At 35.3% G+C, this 17,547-nt stretch carries 16 protein-coding genes; 5 read left to right on the top strand and 11 right to left on the bottom strand.

Annotated elements, in window-relative coordinates:
• Positions 1–23: 23 nt before the first annotated feature.
• The gene (gene uvrC / locus QLS97_RS03060) at positions 24–1,823 is read right to left on the bottom strand and encodes an excinuclease ABC subunit UvrC (RefSeq protein ID WP_282714199.1); all 1,800 of its coding nucleotides are present in this window, start codon (positions 1,821–1,823) and stop codon (positions 24–26) included.
• Between the two features lie 127 nt (positions 1,824–1,950).
• Between uvrC and QLS97_RS03055 the strand changes: the two genes are divergently transcribed.
• Genes QLS97_RS03055 through QLS97_RS03045 form a run of 3 tightly spaced genes read left to right on the top strand, consistent with a single transcriptional unit; the run spans position 1,951 to position 3,728 of the window.
• Complete coding sequence (locus tag QLS97_RS03055) at positions 1,951–2,934, top strand: succinylglutamate desuccinylase/aspartoacylase family protein (RefSeq protein ID WP_282714198.1); 984 nt, start codon at positions 1,951–1,953, stop codon at positions 2,932–2,934.
• Positions 2,924–3,490, top strand: a complete 567-nt coding sequence (locus QLS97_RS03050) for a 5-formyltetrahydrofolate cyclo-ligase (protein ID WP_282714197.1) — start codon at positions 2,924–2,926, stop codon at positions 3,488–3,490. The genes QLS97_RS03055 and QLS97_RS03050 overlap by 11 nt, the downstream gene beginning before the upstream one ends.
• A 43-nt stretch (positions 3,491–3,533) precedes the next feature.
• Complete coding sequence (locus QLS97_RS03045; RefSeq protein ID WP_099714110.1) at positions 3,534–3,728, top strand: hypothetical protein; 195 nt, start codon at positions 3,534–3,536, stop codon at positions 3,726–3,728.
• Positions 3,729–3,799: 71 nt separating this feature from the next.
• Here QLS97_RS03045 and QLS97_RS03040 read toward each other — a convergent pair whose 3' ends face one another.
• The 8 genes from QLS97_RS03040 to gdhA form a co-directional block, all read right to left on the bottom strand.
• Positions 3,800–4,396: a lipoprotein signal peptidase gene (locus QLS97_RS03040; RefSeq protein ID WP_282714196.1), complete on the bottom strand. Its 597-nt coding sequence runs from the start codon at positions 4,394–4,396 to the stop codon at positions 3,800–3,802.
• An 85-nt stretch (positions 4,397–4,481) separates the two neighbouring features.
• Positions 4,482–4,862 (bottom strand): TraR/DksA family transcriptional regulator, encoded by a 381-nt coding sequence (locus tag QLS97_RS03035; protein WP_099714108.1) that lies wholly within the window; start codon positions 4,860–4,862, stop codon positions 4,482–4,484.
• A gap of 7 nt (positions 4,863–4,869) precedes the next feature.
• Positions 4,870–8,328, bottom strand: a complete 3,459-nt coding sequence (ileS, locus tag QLS97_RS03030; protein WP_282714195.1) for an isoleucine--tRNA ligase — start codon at positions 8,326–8,328, stop codon at positions 4,870–4,872.
• 267 nt (positions 8,329–8,595) lie between these two features.
• Positions 8,596–8,799: a helix-turn-helix transcriptional regulator gene (locus tag QLS97_RS03025; RefSeq protein ID WP_282714194.1), complete on the bottom strand. Its 204-nt coding sequence runs from the start codon at positions 8,797–8,799 to the stop codon at positions 8,596–8,598.
• Positions 8,789–9,253: a hypothetical protein gene (locus QLS97_RS03020; protein ID WP_282714193.1), complete on the bottom strand. Its 465-nt coding sequence runs from the start codon at positions 9,251–9,253 to the stop codon at positions 8,789–8,791. The genes QLS97_RS03025 and QLS97_RS03020 overlap by 11 nt, the downstream gene beginning before the upstream one ends.
• A gap of 110 nt (positions 9,254–9,363) precedes the next feature.
• On the bottom strand, positions 9,364–10,077 hold the full coding sequence (gene recO / locus QLS97_RS03015; RefSeq protein WP_282714192.1) for a DNA repair protein RecO: 714 nt from the start codon (positions 10,075–10,077) through the stop codon (positions 9,364–9,366).
• A gap of 36 nt (positions 10,078–10,113) precedes the next feature.
• On the bottom strand, positions 10,114–12,402 hold the full coding sequence (gene porZ, locus QLS97_RS03010) for a type IX secretion system anionic LPS delivery protein PorZ (RefSeq protein WP_282714191.1): 2,289 nt from the start codon (positions 12,400–12,402) through the stop codon (positions 10,114–10,116).
• Positions 12,403–12,536: 134 nt separating this feature from the next.
• Positions 12,537–13,880, bottom strand: coding sequence for an NADP-specific glutamate dehydrogenase (gdhA, locus tag QLS97_RS03005; RefSeq protein ID WP_282714190.1), 1,344 nt, complete (start codon positions 13,878–13,880; stop codon positions 12,537–12,539).
• Between the two features lie 276 nt (positions 13,881–14,156).
• Between gdhA and QLS97_RS03000 the strand changes: the two genes are divergently transcribed.
• A complete protein-coding gene (locus tag QLS97_RS03000; protein WP_282714189.1) occupies positions 14,157–14,960 on the top strand; it encodes a THC0290_0291 family protein in 804 nt (267 codons plus the stop codon).
• Between the two features lie 74 nt (positions 14,961–15,034).
• Here QLS97_RS03000 and QLS97_RS02995 read toward each other — a convergent pair whose 3' ends face one another.
• Positions 15,035–16,180 (bottom strand): cystathionine gamma-synthase, encoded by a 1,146-nt coding sequence (locus QLS97_RS02995; RefSeq protein WP_282714188.1) that lies wholly within the window; start codon positions 16,178–16,180, stop codon positions 15,035–15,037.
• A 103-nt stretch (positions 16,181–16,283) separates the two neighbouring features.
• Here QLS97_RS02995 and QLS97_RS02990 point away from each other — a divergent pair, with 103 nt between their 5' ends.
• On the top strand, positions 16,284–17,027 hold the full coding sequence (locus QLS97_RS02990; protein WP_282714187.1) for a DUF3298 and DUF4163 domain-containing protein: 744 nt from the start codon (positions 16,284–16,286) through the stop codon (positions 17,025–17,027).
• Here the strand turns inward: QLS97_RS02990 and QLS97_RS02985 are convergent.
• Positions 17,020–17,478, bottom strand: a complete 459-nt coding sequence (locus QLS97_RS02985) for a DinB family protein (protein ID WP_282714186.1) — start codon at positions 17,476–17,478, stop codon at positions 17,020–17,022. The two genes, QLS97_RS02990 and QLS97_RS02985, sit on opposite strands and share 8 nt — an antisense overlap.
• Positions 17,479–17,547 lie beyond the last annotated feature (69 nt).

Raw genomic sequence — 17,547 nt, 5'->3', positions numbered from 1 at the left:
CAAATATCAATAATCTAAATTAATCATTCATTTGTAGCCTTGTAAAATTCGGTAATTTTTTTGGCTTTAGACATACCTATAACGTCCGAAATTTCTTTTTCTGACGCTAATTTCAATCTTTTAACACTTTTAAAATGTTGAATCAGAGTCAACATGGTTTTTTCTCCAATTCCAGGAATGGATTCTATCGAAGAATTCAGCGCCGCTTTACTCCTTTTATCTCTGTGATGCGTAATCCCAAAACGGTGTGCTTCATTTCGTAATTGCTGGATTACTTTCAAGGTTTCTGATTTTTTATCTAAATATAAAGGAATAGAATCGCCCGGATAAAACAGCTCTTCCAATCTTTTGGCAATACCAATTATGGCTATTTTTCCTCTAAGACCCAATTCATCAATACTTTTCAACGCTGATGACAATTGTCCTTTTCCACCATCAATAATTATCAAATTGGGCAAAGGTTCATTTTCGTCCAGCAATCGTTTGTATCTTCTGTAAACGACTTCGGTCATTGACGCAAAATCATCCGGTCCTTCGACCGTTTTTATATTAAAATGTCGATAATCCTTTTTGCTGGGTTTTCCATCTTTAAAAACCACACAAGCCGCAACAGGATTCGTTCCCTGAATATTCGAGTTATCAAAACATTCGATATGTCTTGGCTCTACCGGCAATCGCAAGTCTTTTTGCATTTGCGCCATAATTCTTTTCGTGTGGCGATCCGGGTCTACAATTTGCAATTGTTTCAACTGTTCAATTCGGTAAAACTTTGCATTACGAATGGACAAATCCAAAATTTGCTTTTTGTCTCCCAATTGTGGAACTGTAATTTTTATATTTTCACCCAAATCAACGTGAAACGGAACGATAACTTCTCGAGACAGTAATTGAAAACGCTCTCGCAATTCGATAATCGCCAATTCTAATAATTCTTCATCGGATTCGTCGAGCTTCTTTTTGATTTCCATCGTGTGCGAACGAATAATTGAACCGTGCGAAATTTGCAGGAAATTCACATACGCCGCACTTTCATCCGAAACTATCGAAAATACATCGATGTTGGTAATTTTTGGATTTACAATCGTAGAACGTGATTGGTAGTTTTCCAGAACTTCTATTTTCTCTTTTATTTTTTGCGCTTCTTCAAAATGCATTTCGGCAGCCAAATTCGTCATGACACGTTTGAAATCCTTCATACTTTCCTTGAAATTCCCTTTTAAAATTTCGCGGATCGCATCCACCTGTTTTTGATAATTTTCTAACGTTTCATGACCTTCACAAGGTCCCATGCAATTGCCAATATGATATTCGAGACAAACCTTAAATTTCCCGCTGTCGATATTACTTTTACTCAAATCATAGTTGCAAGTCCGTAGCGGATACAACTCTTTAATCAGTTCCAAGATCGTATTTACGGTTTTGAAACTGGTGTAAGGTCCAAAATATTCCGAGCCGTCTTTGACCATTCTTCGCGTAGCAAAAATGCGCGAAAAAGGTTCTTTCTTGATACACAACCACGGATAACTTTTGTCATCCCGCAGCAATACGTTGTAACGCGGCTGCAAGGTTTTTATCAGGTTATTTTCTAACAAAAGCGCATCGGTTTCCGTAGGAACCACAATGTGTTTTATAGTGATAATTTTCTTTACGAGCACATTGGTTTTGGCCGTATCATGAATTTTATTAAAATAAGAAGCAACTCTTTTTTTTATGTTTTTGGCTTTGCCTACATACAGAATTTTTCCTTCCTTATCATAATATTGATATACGCCGGGACCGTCTGGCAAGGTTTGGATTTGTAAGGCTAAAGTTGTTGGATTCATGTAACAAAGTTAATCTGTAAAATCCCGAAATACAAATCAATACTCTTGAAATCTTTCTGGCTAAATTTTTATCAGAATTTTAGTTTCTAATTCGTTATTATCGTTATTTTTATCTTTTCAAGAACCTATGATAAAAACCAATACCACACCAATCGTAATTTTCGGCGAAAGCATTATTCCCGGCGAGAGTAAAACCATCAATGTCGAAATTGCCAGATTACACACCACTACAAAACTGAACATCCCCGTTATTGTAAGACGATCTAAAATTGATGGTCCCGTGGTGCTTTTCTCAGCAGGAATTCATGGAGATGAAATTAATGGAGTGGAAATCGTTCGGCAACTTATCAGTAAGAAAATAAACCGACCCAAAAAAGGTACAATCATTTGTATTCCTATCATAAACGTATATGGATTTGTCAATAAATCCAGAGAATTTCCCGATGGCAGGGATTTAAATAGAGTTTTCCCAGGAAGCAAAACAGGTTCTTTAGCCAGCAGGTTTGCCTTTCATATTTTAACGGAAATTATGCCAATTGTACAATATGCTGTTGACTTTCATGCCGGTGGCGCCAGCCGTTTCAATGCACCGCAAATTCGTCTTACCCAGAACAATGAACCGTTAAAAATATTGGCTGATGTTTTTAATGCTCCATTTACGTTGTATTCCAAAAACATTTCAGGTTCTTTCAGAAGCTCCAGTGAAAAAATGAATGTAAAAATGCTGCTTTTTGAGGGTGGAAAATCACTGGATATTAATAATTCCGTAGCCGATGAAGGAGTTAATGGTGCAAAACGTCTCTTGTCTCACCTTGGCATGTTAGATCCCAAACATACGGTAATCAAACCAAAATCACCTTCCATCTATATTGAAAAATCGGGCTGGATCAGAGCCAAATGTTCCGGATTGTTGCACGATTATAATACTATTGGTAATTTTGTAAAAAAGGGAACAATTCTAGCCACCATAACAGATCCGTACGGAAAGTTTGAGCGAAAAGTCAAAGCGCCAAATGATGGTTACGTAATCAACGCCAATCATTCCCCTATTGTTTACGAAGGCGATGCTATTTACCACATGTCAAACACTAATGAAGAAGATGAAGAATAAAACAGCATTACGACAAAAATACAAAGCCTTACGAAATTCCCTTTCCGAAAATGAAATTGAGGAAATGAGTTTGGCTGTAGCCAATAAAATACTGACACTTCCTATTTGGGAGAAAACTTATTTTCATATTTTCTTACATATTACAGAACAAAAAGAAGTCAATACCGAATTCATTCTTCACTTATTATCCGGAAAAGACAAAGAGATTATTGTTTCCAAAGCTGATTTTGAAACCCGAAACATGACTCATTTTCTATTGACTGACAACACCCGAATCAAGAAAAACGCATACAATATCCCAGAACCCATAGACGGTATTGAAGTTCCTTCGCATAAAATTGATGTGGTTTTTGTACCACTTTTGGCTTTTGACAAAAAAGGACATCGCGTGGGTTACGGCAAAGGGTTTTACGATAAATTTTTATCAGAATGTAAACCGGATGTAATCAAAATTGGGCTGTCTTTCTTTGAACCCGAAGAATTGATTACCGATGTTTTTGAAGGCGATGTAAAACTGGACTATTGCGTGACTCCGAATGCAGTTCACTCGTTTTAATTTTTAATCCGTACTTTCGCAACAGATAAAATCTAATCAAGTTATGAGAACATTTAAAAATTCAAGATTTGCCGTAAGTGTTATGGTTATTCTATTTGCAGTTTCATTTTCAAACTGTAGCATCCACACCGGAACCAGCAGATCAACTTATAAAGCTAAAAAACTTCCTCCGGGTCAAGCTAAAAAAATATACGGCGGAAAAAGCGCTAAACGTTATGCTCCTGGGCAAAACAAATAAATCCAATAAAAGAAAAAGACCTGTTCAAATTAATGAACAGGTCTTTTTTTATAGTGTGAATAACCTTAAATCTAATTGTGATGAAATGCTTTTTTGTTGAAAAAAATCAAGATTCCAACTCCTGTAGAAATAGCCATATCGGCAACATTGAAAATAGCGTTGAAAAAAGTAAATTCTTTTCCGCCCCAAATAGGCAACCAACTTGGTAAATTTCCGTGCCAAAAAGGGAAATAAAGCATATCAACTACTTTTCCGTGAAACCAAGTCCCATAAGGTTGATCCGAAAACATAGTAGCTAATTGTTGTTGACTGTCGTCAAAAATAACTCCGTAAAAAACAGAATCAATAATATTACCGAAAGCGCCAACAAGAATTAAAGAAATCGCAACAATTAAATAATCTGAACTCTTCTTTTTCACTGAATCCCACAACCAATATCCAATTCCACCAACAGCGGCGATTCTAAAAAGAGTTAAAAATAATTTTCCATAAATTCCAGGAATTTGGACTCCCCATGCCATTCCCTCATTTTCAATGAACAGAATTTTGAACCATTTGAATACTTCAACTTCTTCTCCTAAAATAAAATTAGTTTTAATGTAAATTTTAGAAACTTGATCAACAAGCAATAAGATAAAAATAAGTAGATACGCTTTTCGTAATGACATTTTATAAATTTTAATGGCGCAAAAATAACAATTTAATCAAAAAAAACGCTCCCAATGGAGCGTTAAATCTTGTTTAACAAGAGGTTTATCGTTGCAAGTTCTTTGCTTCGATACTCATCGTTGCATGAGGAACGATTTTTAATCTTTCTTTCCCAATTAATTTACCTGTAACTTTACAAACTCCGTAAGTTTTATTTTCTACACGGAAGAGTGCATTTTTCAAATCACGGATAAACTTCTCCTGACGAATCGCCAGTTGTGAGTTTGCTTCTTTAGACATTGTTTCGCTTCCTTCTTCAAAGGCTTTAAATGTCGGCGAAGTATCGTCAGTTCCATTATTTAAGTCGTTCATATACGCACTTTTTATCAAATCTAAATCTAATTGTGCTTTTTGAATTTTGTTAAGGATTATCTCTTTGAACTCTGCTAAATCAGCTTCTGAGTATTTTGTAGCTTCATCTACCATCTTTATATTATTTTGAAATTAATATCATTGTTTTTATATCGTCAAACTCAATTTCTGTACCGTTTTCTATTTCATCCACAAAAACCAAATCGCTGGTTAATGTTTCTGATTTTATATACGCTTCATTTTTAAGAATCGCCTCTTCTAGAATTCCATTCCTTTTCAATTGAACTTTAATTTTATCGGTAACTTCAAATCCTGAATCTTTACGGATATTCTGAATTCTGTTTACCAATTCTCTGGAAATTCCTTCTTGTTTTAATTCTTCAGAAATTGTAATGTCAAGCGCAACCGTTATTCCGTTTGAATTGGCTACTAACCAACCTTCAATATCCTGTGATGTTATTTCTACATCTTCTAAAGTTAAAATTACGTTATTTCCTGCAATAACAATATTCAGGCTTCCTTCCTTGTCTAATTGACTAATTTGCTCTTTTGAAAATCCTTGTATTTCCTTAGAAATCAAGCCCATATCCTTTCCAAAACGAGGTCCGAGCGCCTTAAAATTAGGCTTAATCTGTTTCACTAAAACACCGGAAGCATCGTCCAAAAGTACGATTTCTTTCACGTTTACCTCTGCTTTTATAAGGTCAGAAATAGCCTCAATTTCAGCTCTTTGATTGTCGTCAAGTACTGGAATCATTACCTTTTGCAACGGTTGGCGTACCTTTATCATTTCCTTTTTTCGGAGTGATAAAACCAATGATGAAATGGTTTGTGCTTTCTGCATTTTGCTCTCTAACATTTTATTAACATAGTTTTCAACCGAAATTGGAAACTCCGCCAAATGTACACTGTCATATTTTTCCGACTGTGTTGCTAAAGTTAAGTCTCTGTAAAGTTTGTCCATAAAGAACGGAGCGATTGGCGCACCTAGTTTACTTATGGTTAACAAACAGGTATATAAAGTTTGATACGCCGCAATTTTGTCTTGTGCATATTCCCCTTTCCAGAAGCGTCTCCTGCACAAACGAACGTACCAGTTACTCAAGTTTTCCTGTACAAATTCAGAGATTGCACGAGCTGCTTTCGTTGGTTCATAATCCGCATAATAGCTATCAACATCTTTTATCAAGGTGTTCAATTCTGACATGATCCATTGATCTATTTCCGGTCTTTCGTTTAACGGAATTTCCGCTTCTTCAAATTTGAAACCATCAATATTCGCATACAAACTAAAGAACGAATACGTGTTGTACAAGGTTCCGAAGAATTTTCTGCGCACCTCAGCAATTCCTTCTAAGTCAAATTTCAAGTTGTCCCAAGGATTCGCATTGGATATCATGTACCAACGCGTCGCATCAGGACCATATTCTTTTAATGTTTCGAATGGATCTGCTGCATTTCCTAAACGTTTGGACATTTTTTGTCCATTTTTGTCTAAAACCAATCCGTTTGAAACTACATTTTTATAGGCAACTTTATCAAAAACTAATGTTCCAATAGCGTGCAACGTATAAAACCAACCACGGGTTTGATCGACACCTTCTGCGATGAAATCCGCAGGGAAATCTTTATTTTCGTCAATTTTATCTTTGTTTTCAAAAGGATAATGCCATTGTGCATACGGCATGGAACCCGAATCAAACCAAACATCAATCAAGTCCGTTTCACGCGTCATCGGTTTGCCAGAAGCAGAAACTAATGTGATTTCATCGACTACATTTTTATGTAAATCAACTAAATCATAATTCGTTTCCGCCATATTTCCAATTTCGAACCCTTTGAAAGGATTTTCTTTTTGGAAACCAGCAGCGATGGATTTTTCAATTTCGTTGTATAATTCTTCAACAGAACCTATTAAGATTTCTTCTTGTTTGTCTTCGGTTCTCCAAATTGGCAATGGAATTCCCCAAAAACGAGAACGAGATAAATTCCAGTCATTGGCATTTTTCAACCAATTTCCAAAACGTCCTTCTCCGGTTGCTTTTGGCTTCCAGTTGATGGTTTCGTTCAAGTCGAACATTCTGTCTTTAACTTCAGAGATTTTTATAAACCAGGAATCCAAAGGATAATATAAAATAGGCTTGTCTGTTCTCCAACAATGTGGGTAACTGTGGACATATTTCTCTACTTTAAACGCTCTATTTTCTTCTTTTAATCGAATGGCGATTTCAACATCTACAGAACGTTCCGGTGCTTCACCTTCGTTATAATATTCATTTTTCACATATTTACCGGCATATTCCCCCACATGCGAAGTGAATTTTCCTTGTAAATCTACTAACGGAACCGGAGTTCCATTTTCATCCAGAACTAACATTGGCGGAATCTCTGGCGTAGCTTCTTTAGCTACTTTGGCATCATCAGCACCAAATGTTGGCGCCGTATGCACAATTCCTGTTCCATCTTCGGTAGTTACAAAATCCCCTGAAATTACTCTAAAAGCATCTTCTGGATTTTGGTATGGTAAAACAAATGGCAATAATTGTTCGTAACGAATGTCAACCAAATCAGCTCCTTTGCATTCAGCAAGGATTTGATATGGAATTTTCTTGTCGTCTTCTTTGAAATTTTCAAAATCAGCAGGTTCTGTACTTTCGAAGAAACCTTTTCCGAATTGTTTTCCAACTAAATTCTTAGCCAAAATCAATGTTGCCGGACGAAATGTATATTGATTGAACGTTTTTACTAAAGCATATTCAATTTTTGGACCTACAGTCAAAGCGGTATTACTTGGCAATGTCCAAGGTGTAGTAGTCCAAGCCAAGATAAAGACTTCGTCTAAATCCAAAGCTTTTAACTTATAATGCAGTAAATTATTAGAACTGATATAGTCGTAAAACTTAGAGAACAACAATTCTTTGTGAGCATCAATCACTTTAAATTGTGCCACAACTGTCGTATCCGTTACATCACGGTAACTTCCCGGTTGGTTCACTTCGTGAGAAGACAATCCTGTTCCTGCTTTTGGAGAATACGGCTGAATAGTGTAGCCTTTGTACATCAAATCCTTGTTGTAGATTTGTTTCAAAATCCACCAAACCGTTTCCATATATTTGGATTTGTAGGTCACATACGGATCTTCCATATCAACCCAATACCCCATTTTTTCGGTCAAATCATTCCATACATCCGTATAACGCATCACGGTTTTTTTACACGCTTCGTTGTATTCTTCGATGGAAATCGTTTTTCCAATATCTTCTTTGGTGATTCCTAATTCTTTTTCAGTACCTAATTCCACAGGCAAACCATGAGTATCCCAGCCCGCTTTACGCTTTACTTGGAACCCTTTTTGAGTTTTATATCTGCAAAAAATATCTTTAATCGCACGCGCCATTACGTGGTGAATTCCAGGCAATCCATTTGCCGAAGGCGGACCTTCAAAAAATACGAATGGTGGGTTTCCTTCACGAGTGGTTACGCTTTTCTCGAATATATTTTCTTTCTTCCAAAAATCCAGAACTTCTGACGCCACAGTTGGTAAGTCAAGTCCTTTGTATTCAGTAAATTTTGTGCTCATTTTATCCTTTTCTAAATCGAGGTGCGAAAGTAAGGAATTTTGAATAAAAGAAAGAAAAGATGAGAGAAAATAGACAAATTTGATTAGAGAATTCGATAAAATTCATAATAAGTCCGACAACATTCTATCTTAAGCGATAACCTCCTTCAAAACGTCCAGCAGTTTTGGTTTCTTCAATTTTAATTTATATTGAATTTTCCAAAATAATTTTGTTTTTAAAGACTTTGTATTCAATAGAATTTTTTATAAAATTAAAGTATTTAACCCTTATTTATCATCATTATCTAGCTCGAAAAAATCATTAACTGATTTTCCAAACAACCTTGATAATTTTAACGCCAGAACTGTTGATGGAACAAAGCGATTGGTTTCAATTGAATTTATTGTTTGTCTAGAAACGCCTATTTTCTCCGCTAATTCCTCTTGGGTTAAATTTAAAATGGCGCGTTCTACTTTTAGTCTATTCTTCATTGTACGCTTTTTTTAACTTGCGGAAAGTAAAAATCTGTGACATAAGCAAAACACCTAATACCGAAACGTCCTTACTACCTTCTATTTTAGACATTGATGAAAAAATTGACTCAATGGTAAAGTGAATAAATGGTAATATTAAATAGATTAGCACTGTCACTATTACAGCATAATTATAGGATTGCATTCGGATTTTTCCAATTAATTCATCTTCAATTTTCTCTCTTGAAATTGAAATTATAAGTAATCCTAAAACTGAACCTGACAAAGCGATTCTTTCAAATAATTCGTGGTACTTAATATCTAGCATATAAAGCTTAAGAGACGTAATAATTGATAAAATCGAAGTAATAAATAACACCAAACCAACAATTTTAAATTTATTAGGTAATTGATAACCTGTAAACTTATCAATCTTTTCAATATCTCCTTCTTGTTTTGCTTTTAGTTCCATAAAGTTAATTAGTTAAAGCTTGCTTTCCATAAAGAACAACAAACTTGATTAAAAGACAAATATACTTTACTTTACAGTGCAAAATTATATTTTCACCATAAATTTAAATTCTAAGAGAAAACTTCTTTCAAAACGTCTAAAGATTTTGGTTTTTTAAAGCCGTCCAAGTGAAAACTGTAGTAATCGATCAGTATTCTCAAAACGATTTGTCTTTCAATGACATGGAATATTTTTTGATTGTTATCAAATTTTAAATCGATCAGTTTTTTGAATAAATTGCTTTCATGTTCCGTGAGCGAACTGATGGCATGAAAAGGCGTGAAAACACCTTCGTTCATTTCGAAAAAAGGCATGTCCATATCAGAAATATCAGGATAAAAACCCAAATATTTAGTGGTTTCCAATAATAAAATCAGATGAAAATTGGCTATTTCATCGTGATTATCCAACCAATGCAAAGCGGTTTCAAGAAAGGTAAACAGATGTTCGTTTGTTTCTTCTTCGTGAATAGAATGATGCAGCATTTCTGAAATAAACATCACAATTGTACTCTTATAAATATCTGAATGAATCGAATGAAAAGGAGAAGCGATTTTTATTTCCTTGAAATTTTCTAAAGTACCTTTATTTTTATGAACTGCTTCAATTTCGAGAATGGTCAACGGCTGAAAATAAGCGATTTTCTGATTCGCTTTTCGACTTGAAAAAGCATCGCGAACAAAATACGATTTCAAACCATGCGACAGCGTAAAGCATTTTACAATCAAGCTTTTTTCCTGAAATTTTAAAGATGAAAGAACGATGGCTTTGGTTTTTACAAGCATTTTAAGTGTTGGTTTTAAATCTTCTAAAACCCAGAGTTATCTAATTATCATTACTTTTTTAACCTTTGTTTCCACTCCGTCTTGTGCCGAAATAAAAATCATGTACACGCCCGAAGCAACTTTATATTTCCCAAAAGCGGTGGTATCCCATTCTATTGTTCCGCCTTCAGAAATGGTTTCATACACCAGATTTCCTTCGATATCGGTAATTTTAATATTGGCTTTATCCAGTAATCCGGCAATTTTAACCGTTCCTTGGTATTCTGGCCGCACTGGATTTGGATACACAAAGGCATTGCTTAAATCATCATTTGGCGCAGTCGCAGTTCCTTTGAAAGAAACTAACCCTTTAGCAGTAGCTATAAAAACTTCGCCCGTAGCGCTATTGATATCAATGTCATTGATCACATTGCTGGGCAACGGCGAATTATTTATCGTAAAATGATATTTGGTTTCCTGACCGTTTGGCGAGACCAAAAACAACCCCGAATCGGCAGTGCCAATCCATTTATTATTTGCTCCATCAACAGCAATATCAGTAATAAATTGCTCGTATAATAATTCTTGCGCCAGATTATCGTCTAAAATAATAATAGGATTCGCTGTCATTTGGTCTTCCGTTTGAAAACTACCTACATTCGGTAAAACCCGCAATCCTTTTGTAGTTCCTATCCAAAGTTGGTTTCTGGTGTCCACAGCAAGTGCTCTTACATCTGAAATTGGGAGATTTCCAGTATCTGGTCCAGTTGTTATTTTTTTGAAAACATTGTTACTTTCATTAAAACCAATAACTCCATCACCGATAGTACACAGCCATTTTGTTCCATTTTTATCGATAACCATTCGACCCATACTTACATCTTCACTGGAATCCAAAATAGTATCCATCGAATAGCTTTGCCATTGTCCGTTGGCTCTAAATACTTTCAATCCGTTTTTTATCCTGCTGTTATTAACCCAGAGATTTCCTGATTTGTCAAATGCCGCTCCATTTATTCTGACATCAATATAACTTGGACCTAAATAGGTTAACGACTCAAGGCCACTATTGGTTTGATTGTATAAAATTGTAGGTTTATCATTTTCTATTTTTAACAAACCTGAGAAAAAAGAACTCGCATATACTTCGTTTTCATTGCTGGGATTTACCGTAATTCTGGTCATCGATTGTGCTCCTAAAACATCTTCATAAGGAATATTCAACCATCCGGTTTCGCTAAATTTACTGATACCGTAACTATCTAACGGATACGGATTATAATCTGCGGAATAATCTCCGTAAACCGTCCAGAGTGCACTTGTAGTGGCTTGAAGCGCAAATATATTGTTACGCGAAGGACCAATAGGCGTTATATTCTCAAAAGTTACTGCCGATGAAAGTGAAGCTGTAATCAATCCATTTTCTTTTGTGCCAATAAAAACAGCATTTCCTATTATAGTTGCACACGTAAAACTTGGATTACTATCGGTAATTTGATTTGTATTTATTTGACGCACCAAAGCCATCTGATTGTTGTAAATATAAATACTGTTCAAAGTAGTTACTATTACATAATCCGCCGTTGCTCTCATGTCCAGTGAAGGCTGAGAAAGGGTAATAAACCCTGTAAAAGAATTGGAACCCGAATTAAATTTATGAATATATCCCGCAGCATTAATGGCATACAAATCCGTTCCAAAAGTCACTACACTTGACCAATTTCCAGTTGCAATAGTTTCCCATTGATTGTAATCGATTAAATTTTTATTAGAACTATTGGCTCTTCTTATACCGCTATTTGTAGCAGCATAAATAAATCCGTTAAAAAGTGCTGTTTGGTTCACAATGATTTCGGCTCCGTTGTCGCCAATAAAATAAGTGTCCCCAAATTGCATGGTAGCCAGATTAAATTGAACAATTCCAAAATCACAGGAGACATATGCAATCCCTTCAAATTCCATGAAGTGATTGATTTTTTTTATATTCGGAGGAAGTTGTTTATTGATAATGTCGACCACATTCAGCATGCTTCCATCGGCTTCATTAATCACTATTATCAGTCCGTTTTCGTAACCAATAATTGTTTTATTGAATGTTGCGCTATGGTATACCGATGAAATAGTCTGTCCGGAAAGGCCGTCAATAGTATTGGTAGTTTTAATTACGTTTGTTGCTAAATTCTTTGAAAATAACGCATTTTCGGAAGCTGCAAAAACAGCTGTTGCAGATTCTGATACATCTTTAATTTCATTGTAAGAGAAATAACCTTGCCACGACAAGTTACTTTGGGCAAAACCCATTTGGATAAAAAGTAAAAGCAAAAAATATAAAACGCTCTTTTTCATTATTTGCATCAATATTGGTTTACAAATATAGAACAAACGAAAGTCTTAGCATTTTGTTACGTAAAAAAAAGCCTTTCATCCAATCCCGAGCTTCGGAATGGTGAAAGGCTTTTTTAAATTATAATAAATCTGATTTATACCACTCCTTGAGCAAGCATAGCATCAGCTACTTTTACAAATCCGGCAATGTTTGCACCTTTTACATAGTTTACATAGCCTTCTTCGTCAGTACCGTATTTTTTACATTGATTGTGTATTCCAACCATGATTTCTTTTAATCTGGAATCCACCTCTTCACTGGTCCAGTTTAAACGAATAGAGTTTTGTGTCATTTCTAATCCTGAAGCTGCAACACCTCCAGCATTTGCTGCTTTACCAGGAGCAAAAAGTACTTTAGCTTTCAAGAACAATTTGATTGCTTCTAAAGTACAAGGCATATTTGCCGCTTCAGTTACACAAATAACTCCGTTTGCAATTAAGTTTTTAGCATCTTCCTCATTCAACTCATTTTGAGTAGCACAAGGTATAGCAACATCAACTTTTACTTCCCATACGCTTTTTCCTTTATGGAAAACTGCATTTGGATATTTTTCTAAATAAGCTTCGGCTCTATTATCGCCTCTTGCTCTCAATTCAAGCATAAAGTCAATTTTCTCACCAGAAATTCCTTCCTCATCATAAATATAACCATCAGGACCAGAAATAGTAACTACTTTTCCTCCAAGATCATTTACTTTCAAGGCTACACCCCAAGCAACGTTTCCAAATCCAGAAATAGATACTCTTTTTCCTTTGATGTTTTGACCAATAGTATTCAGCATTTGTTCTGCAAAATAAACTACTCCGTAACCTGTTGCTTCCGGTCTAATTAAAGAACCACCATAAGCCAATCCTTTTCCAGTTAAAACTCCGGTAAATTCGTTTCTTATTCTCTTGTATTGACCAAATAAATATCCAATTTCTCTGGCTCCAACTCCGATATCCCCAGCAGGAACGTCTAATTGTGGCCCAATATGTCTGCACAATTCAGTCATGAAAGACTGGCAAAAACGCATTACTTCTCCATCAGATTTTCCTTGTGGATCAAAATCAGATCCTCCTTTTCCTCCACCCATTGGCAAAGTAGTCAAACTATTTTTGAATACTTGTTCGAAAGCTAAAAATTTAAGCACTGATAAATTTACAGTATGGTGAAAACGAATTCCACCTTTGTAAGGTCCAATTGCAGAATTCATTTGAATTCTAAAACCTCTATTTACCTGAATTTCTCCTTTATCATCTACCCAAGGAACACGGAATATAATAGAACGCTCCGGCTCTGCTATTCTGAGAAGCAAATTTTTTCCGTCGTATTTTTTTTGCTCTGCAATAAATGGAATTACAGTCTCTGCAAATTCCCTAACAGCTTGAATAAATTCAGGTTCATTTGGATTCTTGGCCTCAACTTGAGCCATAAAATCATTTATTTTTAGTAACATAGATTATAAATAATTAATTAAGAAAACGATTTCGTTATAATTTACAAAGATACATTTTATAAAAATATTCGGACTCTGTTTTTTTCGATTTCTAAATAGAATTATCTTTTTATTAAGCATTTTTAAACAATTGTGTTTATGATATCCTCATTTAAACCAAATGGCTACCACTTTCGTAAGTAAATAAGAATTTGTCTGCTTATTTTTAATTTCCATATTATTTTTATATGTGTATGATGTTTTTATATATTTGTCAAGATTAGAAAAACAACCCTAATGGCCAAACAAATAATCCTCTTATTATTAATCTCTTTTGGATTTTCACCTGATTCAAATGCGCAATTCGGTGGGTTTTCGCATGAAATAGGAATAATAGCAGGACCTGTTGCTTTTCAATCTGATTATGGGGAACGTCATGATCTTTCTACAAACTCCGGAAATACGGGAATCGGAATCGGAATTATTCATTATCTCAACTTTTCGTACAAAGCAGAATGTAACTGCTACACGCCCGAAACTTATTTTAACGACCATTTCAAATTAAGATCTGAACTCTCTTATAATAAAACCGAATTAGAACATTTTGGACAATGGACTGAAGGCAAACCTTCGCTAGGAAAAGAGCAATTGAAAGCAATGACGGGGAGTACAGCCGTAACTAATATCGGGATGCAACTTGAATTTTTCCCTTGGAGTATTCGTGATTTTACTGCAAGAACAGGAAGTTTGGGGCCGTTTGTCAGTCTTGGCGGACAATTCAGTTATTACAATGCCGAAGCCTCATCAACGCTGGGTCCTTTAGGAACTCCTTTGACCACATTCCCTAAATATTTAACTCCAACAGACGGTCGCCCTTACGGGTTTTCTAACGAAGGTGGAACCGTTTGGTCTGTAATATCCAGTGTGGGAACTCGCTATAAATTAAGTCCATTACGAGATTTAATGGTTGATTTAAGATTTCAATATTTCTTCTCCAACTGGGTAGATGGTTTAAATCCTAATCCGGAACTTTACAAAGAAAATAAAGCGAATGACTGGTTGGTCTGGTTTAATGTGGGTTACATTTATTACTTACAATAGCCATTTAAACAACCGTATATAAAAAACAAAACCCCAATTCTGAAATTTAGAATTGGGGTTTTGTTTTTATTAATTTATGCTAATGCTTGTTTCAAATCTTCAATCAAATCCTCAGCATCTTCAATACCTACACTTAATCGAACCAGATCATCTGTAATTCCAACTTCCTTACGTTTATCTTCCGGAATCGATGCGTGCGTCATCAAAGCCGGATGATTCGCTAATGACTCCACTCCGCCTAAAGATTCAGCCAAAGTGAAAACGTTTAGTTTTTCCAGAAAATCAATTGCGTCTTCTTTTTTACCAGAAACAAAAGTAAAGGAAACCATTCCTCCAAAACCACTCATTTGTTTTTTAGCAATTTCATGATACGGATGGCTTGGCAATCCTGGATAATAGACTGTTTTAACTTTTGGATGGTTGTTCAAAAACTCCACCACTTTCCCTCCATTTTCACAATGTCTTTCCACGCGCAAATGCAAGGTTTTAATTCCTCTTAACACCAAGAAACTATCCATTGGTCCCAATGTAGCTCCTGTCGCAAATTGTTGAAAATGCAATTGTTCTCCAAGTGCTTCATCTTTTACAATCAAAGCGCCGGCAATAACATCAGAATGACCTCCCAAATATTTAGTTGCTGAATGCATCACGATATCAGCTCCTAAGTCTAATGGCTTTTGTAAATAAGGCGTTGCAAAAGTATTATCAACTGCAAAAAGGATTTTATTTTCCTTGGTGATTTTGGCAATTTCTTGAATATCGGCCAATTTCATCAAAGGATTCGTTGGTGTTTCTACCCAAACCAGTTTCGTGTTTTCGTTGATTAATAACCTGAATTTCTCGATGTCATTCATATCTACAAAATGGAATTTTATACCTGAATTTTTATAAATACGCGTAAACATTCTGTAGGTTCCGCCATATAAATCATCCATAGCTATGATTTCGTCACCTGCTTTAAAAGAACGTAAAACACAATCTGTAGCTGCTAATCCTGATGAAAAAGCCAATCCTCGTGTTCCATTTTCAATACTTGCTAATGCATTTTCAAGTGCGCTTCTAGTAGGATTTGCCGCTCTACTGTACTCATAATCTGGATTTATAGGTTGCCCAGGACTGGTTTGTACAAATGTTGACGTTTGATATACTGGCGGCATAACTGCTCCCGTACTTGGATCATGATGCTGACCACCGTGGATAACCTTCGTATTGAATTTCATATCTTTTTAATTTTAAATGCTAAATAACTTCACAAATTTACCCTTTAATTTATTTTAACCAAGCCACAAGTTGATACCTTTGTATATAATTAACAATTTTGAGATGAAATACTTTATAATTTTTGCTGTAATCCTTTTTTTAATAACGGGTTGTTCGAACGAATTGGCTTTTAAAGACCAATCTTTTCAGAAAAAAACAACTTTACCCTGCAAAGAAAATTGCCCTGAGATAACTGTAAAAATTCCTGTTGCAAAAAACGACCCTATTGTAGCGGACAGCATCAATAAAAAAGTGTTTTCGGTATTGAAAGAGATTATTTATTTTGGCGAAAAACCATATACATCAACAGATTACAATGGATTATTAGCCTCCTTTATTGATTCCTATGAGAAACTCCAAAAAGAATTTCCGAATGACACCTTTGGCTGGGAAGCCGAAATCAAAGGAAGCATAAAATACCAATCCGAAAGTGTTTTGAATATAGAAATCAACCATTATACCTACACTGGCGGCGCTCACGGATATCAAGGATTGCGTTCACTGCTTTTTGACCCAACTACCGGAAAATCCATTTCGAATGCCGAATTGTTCCATGACAAGAATACTTTTATGGCTTTCGCCGAAAAAAAATTCAGAGCCAAATATAAAATCCCCGCAAACAAATCAATCAATGCAACCGGATTGATGTTTGAAGATGAGAAATTCAATCTGCCCCAAAATATTTTTTATACCGATAAAGGATTACTGCTTTATTACAATTCCTACGAAGCCGCATCGTATGCTGATGGACCTAAAGAATTATTATTGCCGTACACTGAAGTGAATGATTATTTGGCAGTTAAATAAATTTTCTGACATTCATCATAATCCCAATGTGAAGCCCTTCATGGAAATTACTGAAAGCCATGGCATCTTCGGCATTTTTCAAGACATGATCACCTGTTGAAGTGGTATATTCCATGTAATTTTTGAAAATTTTATTGTCATAATCTACTTTGGTCTGGCTGATTGTTTCAAACAACAACGATTTGATTTCGTCCACTTCAGCTTGCGTGGCAATGTGTTCAGGCTTGGTTCCCTTTCTGTATTTCTCGACTAAATCATCAGAAACCATCATGGGCAAACCAGAAAGCTTGTACACTAACATTTGTTGTGACACGATAATATGACCAATATTCCAAATCAAATTATTGCTGATTCCTTCCGGAATCGTGTTGAGTTGGTCAAGAGTGTATCCCGATAGAAATTTTGAAATCATATTTCTGCTTGTAGTGCTGACATCGAATAATTGATTCATTTTTTTATTTTTTTGATAAAAATAATCATTTTCCGTATCAAATGGATTTTCTTTGCACAAAGAAATTGC

This window comes from Flavobacterium yafengii (assembly GCF_030010375.1).
Classification (GTDB): Bacteria; Bacteroidota; Bacteroidia; order Flavobacteriales; family Flavobacteriaceae; genus Flavobacterium; species Flavobacterium yafengii.
Note: the sequence above shows the minus strand (reverse complement) of the source record. Positions and strands in the feature narration are given on the sequence as shown.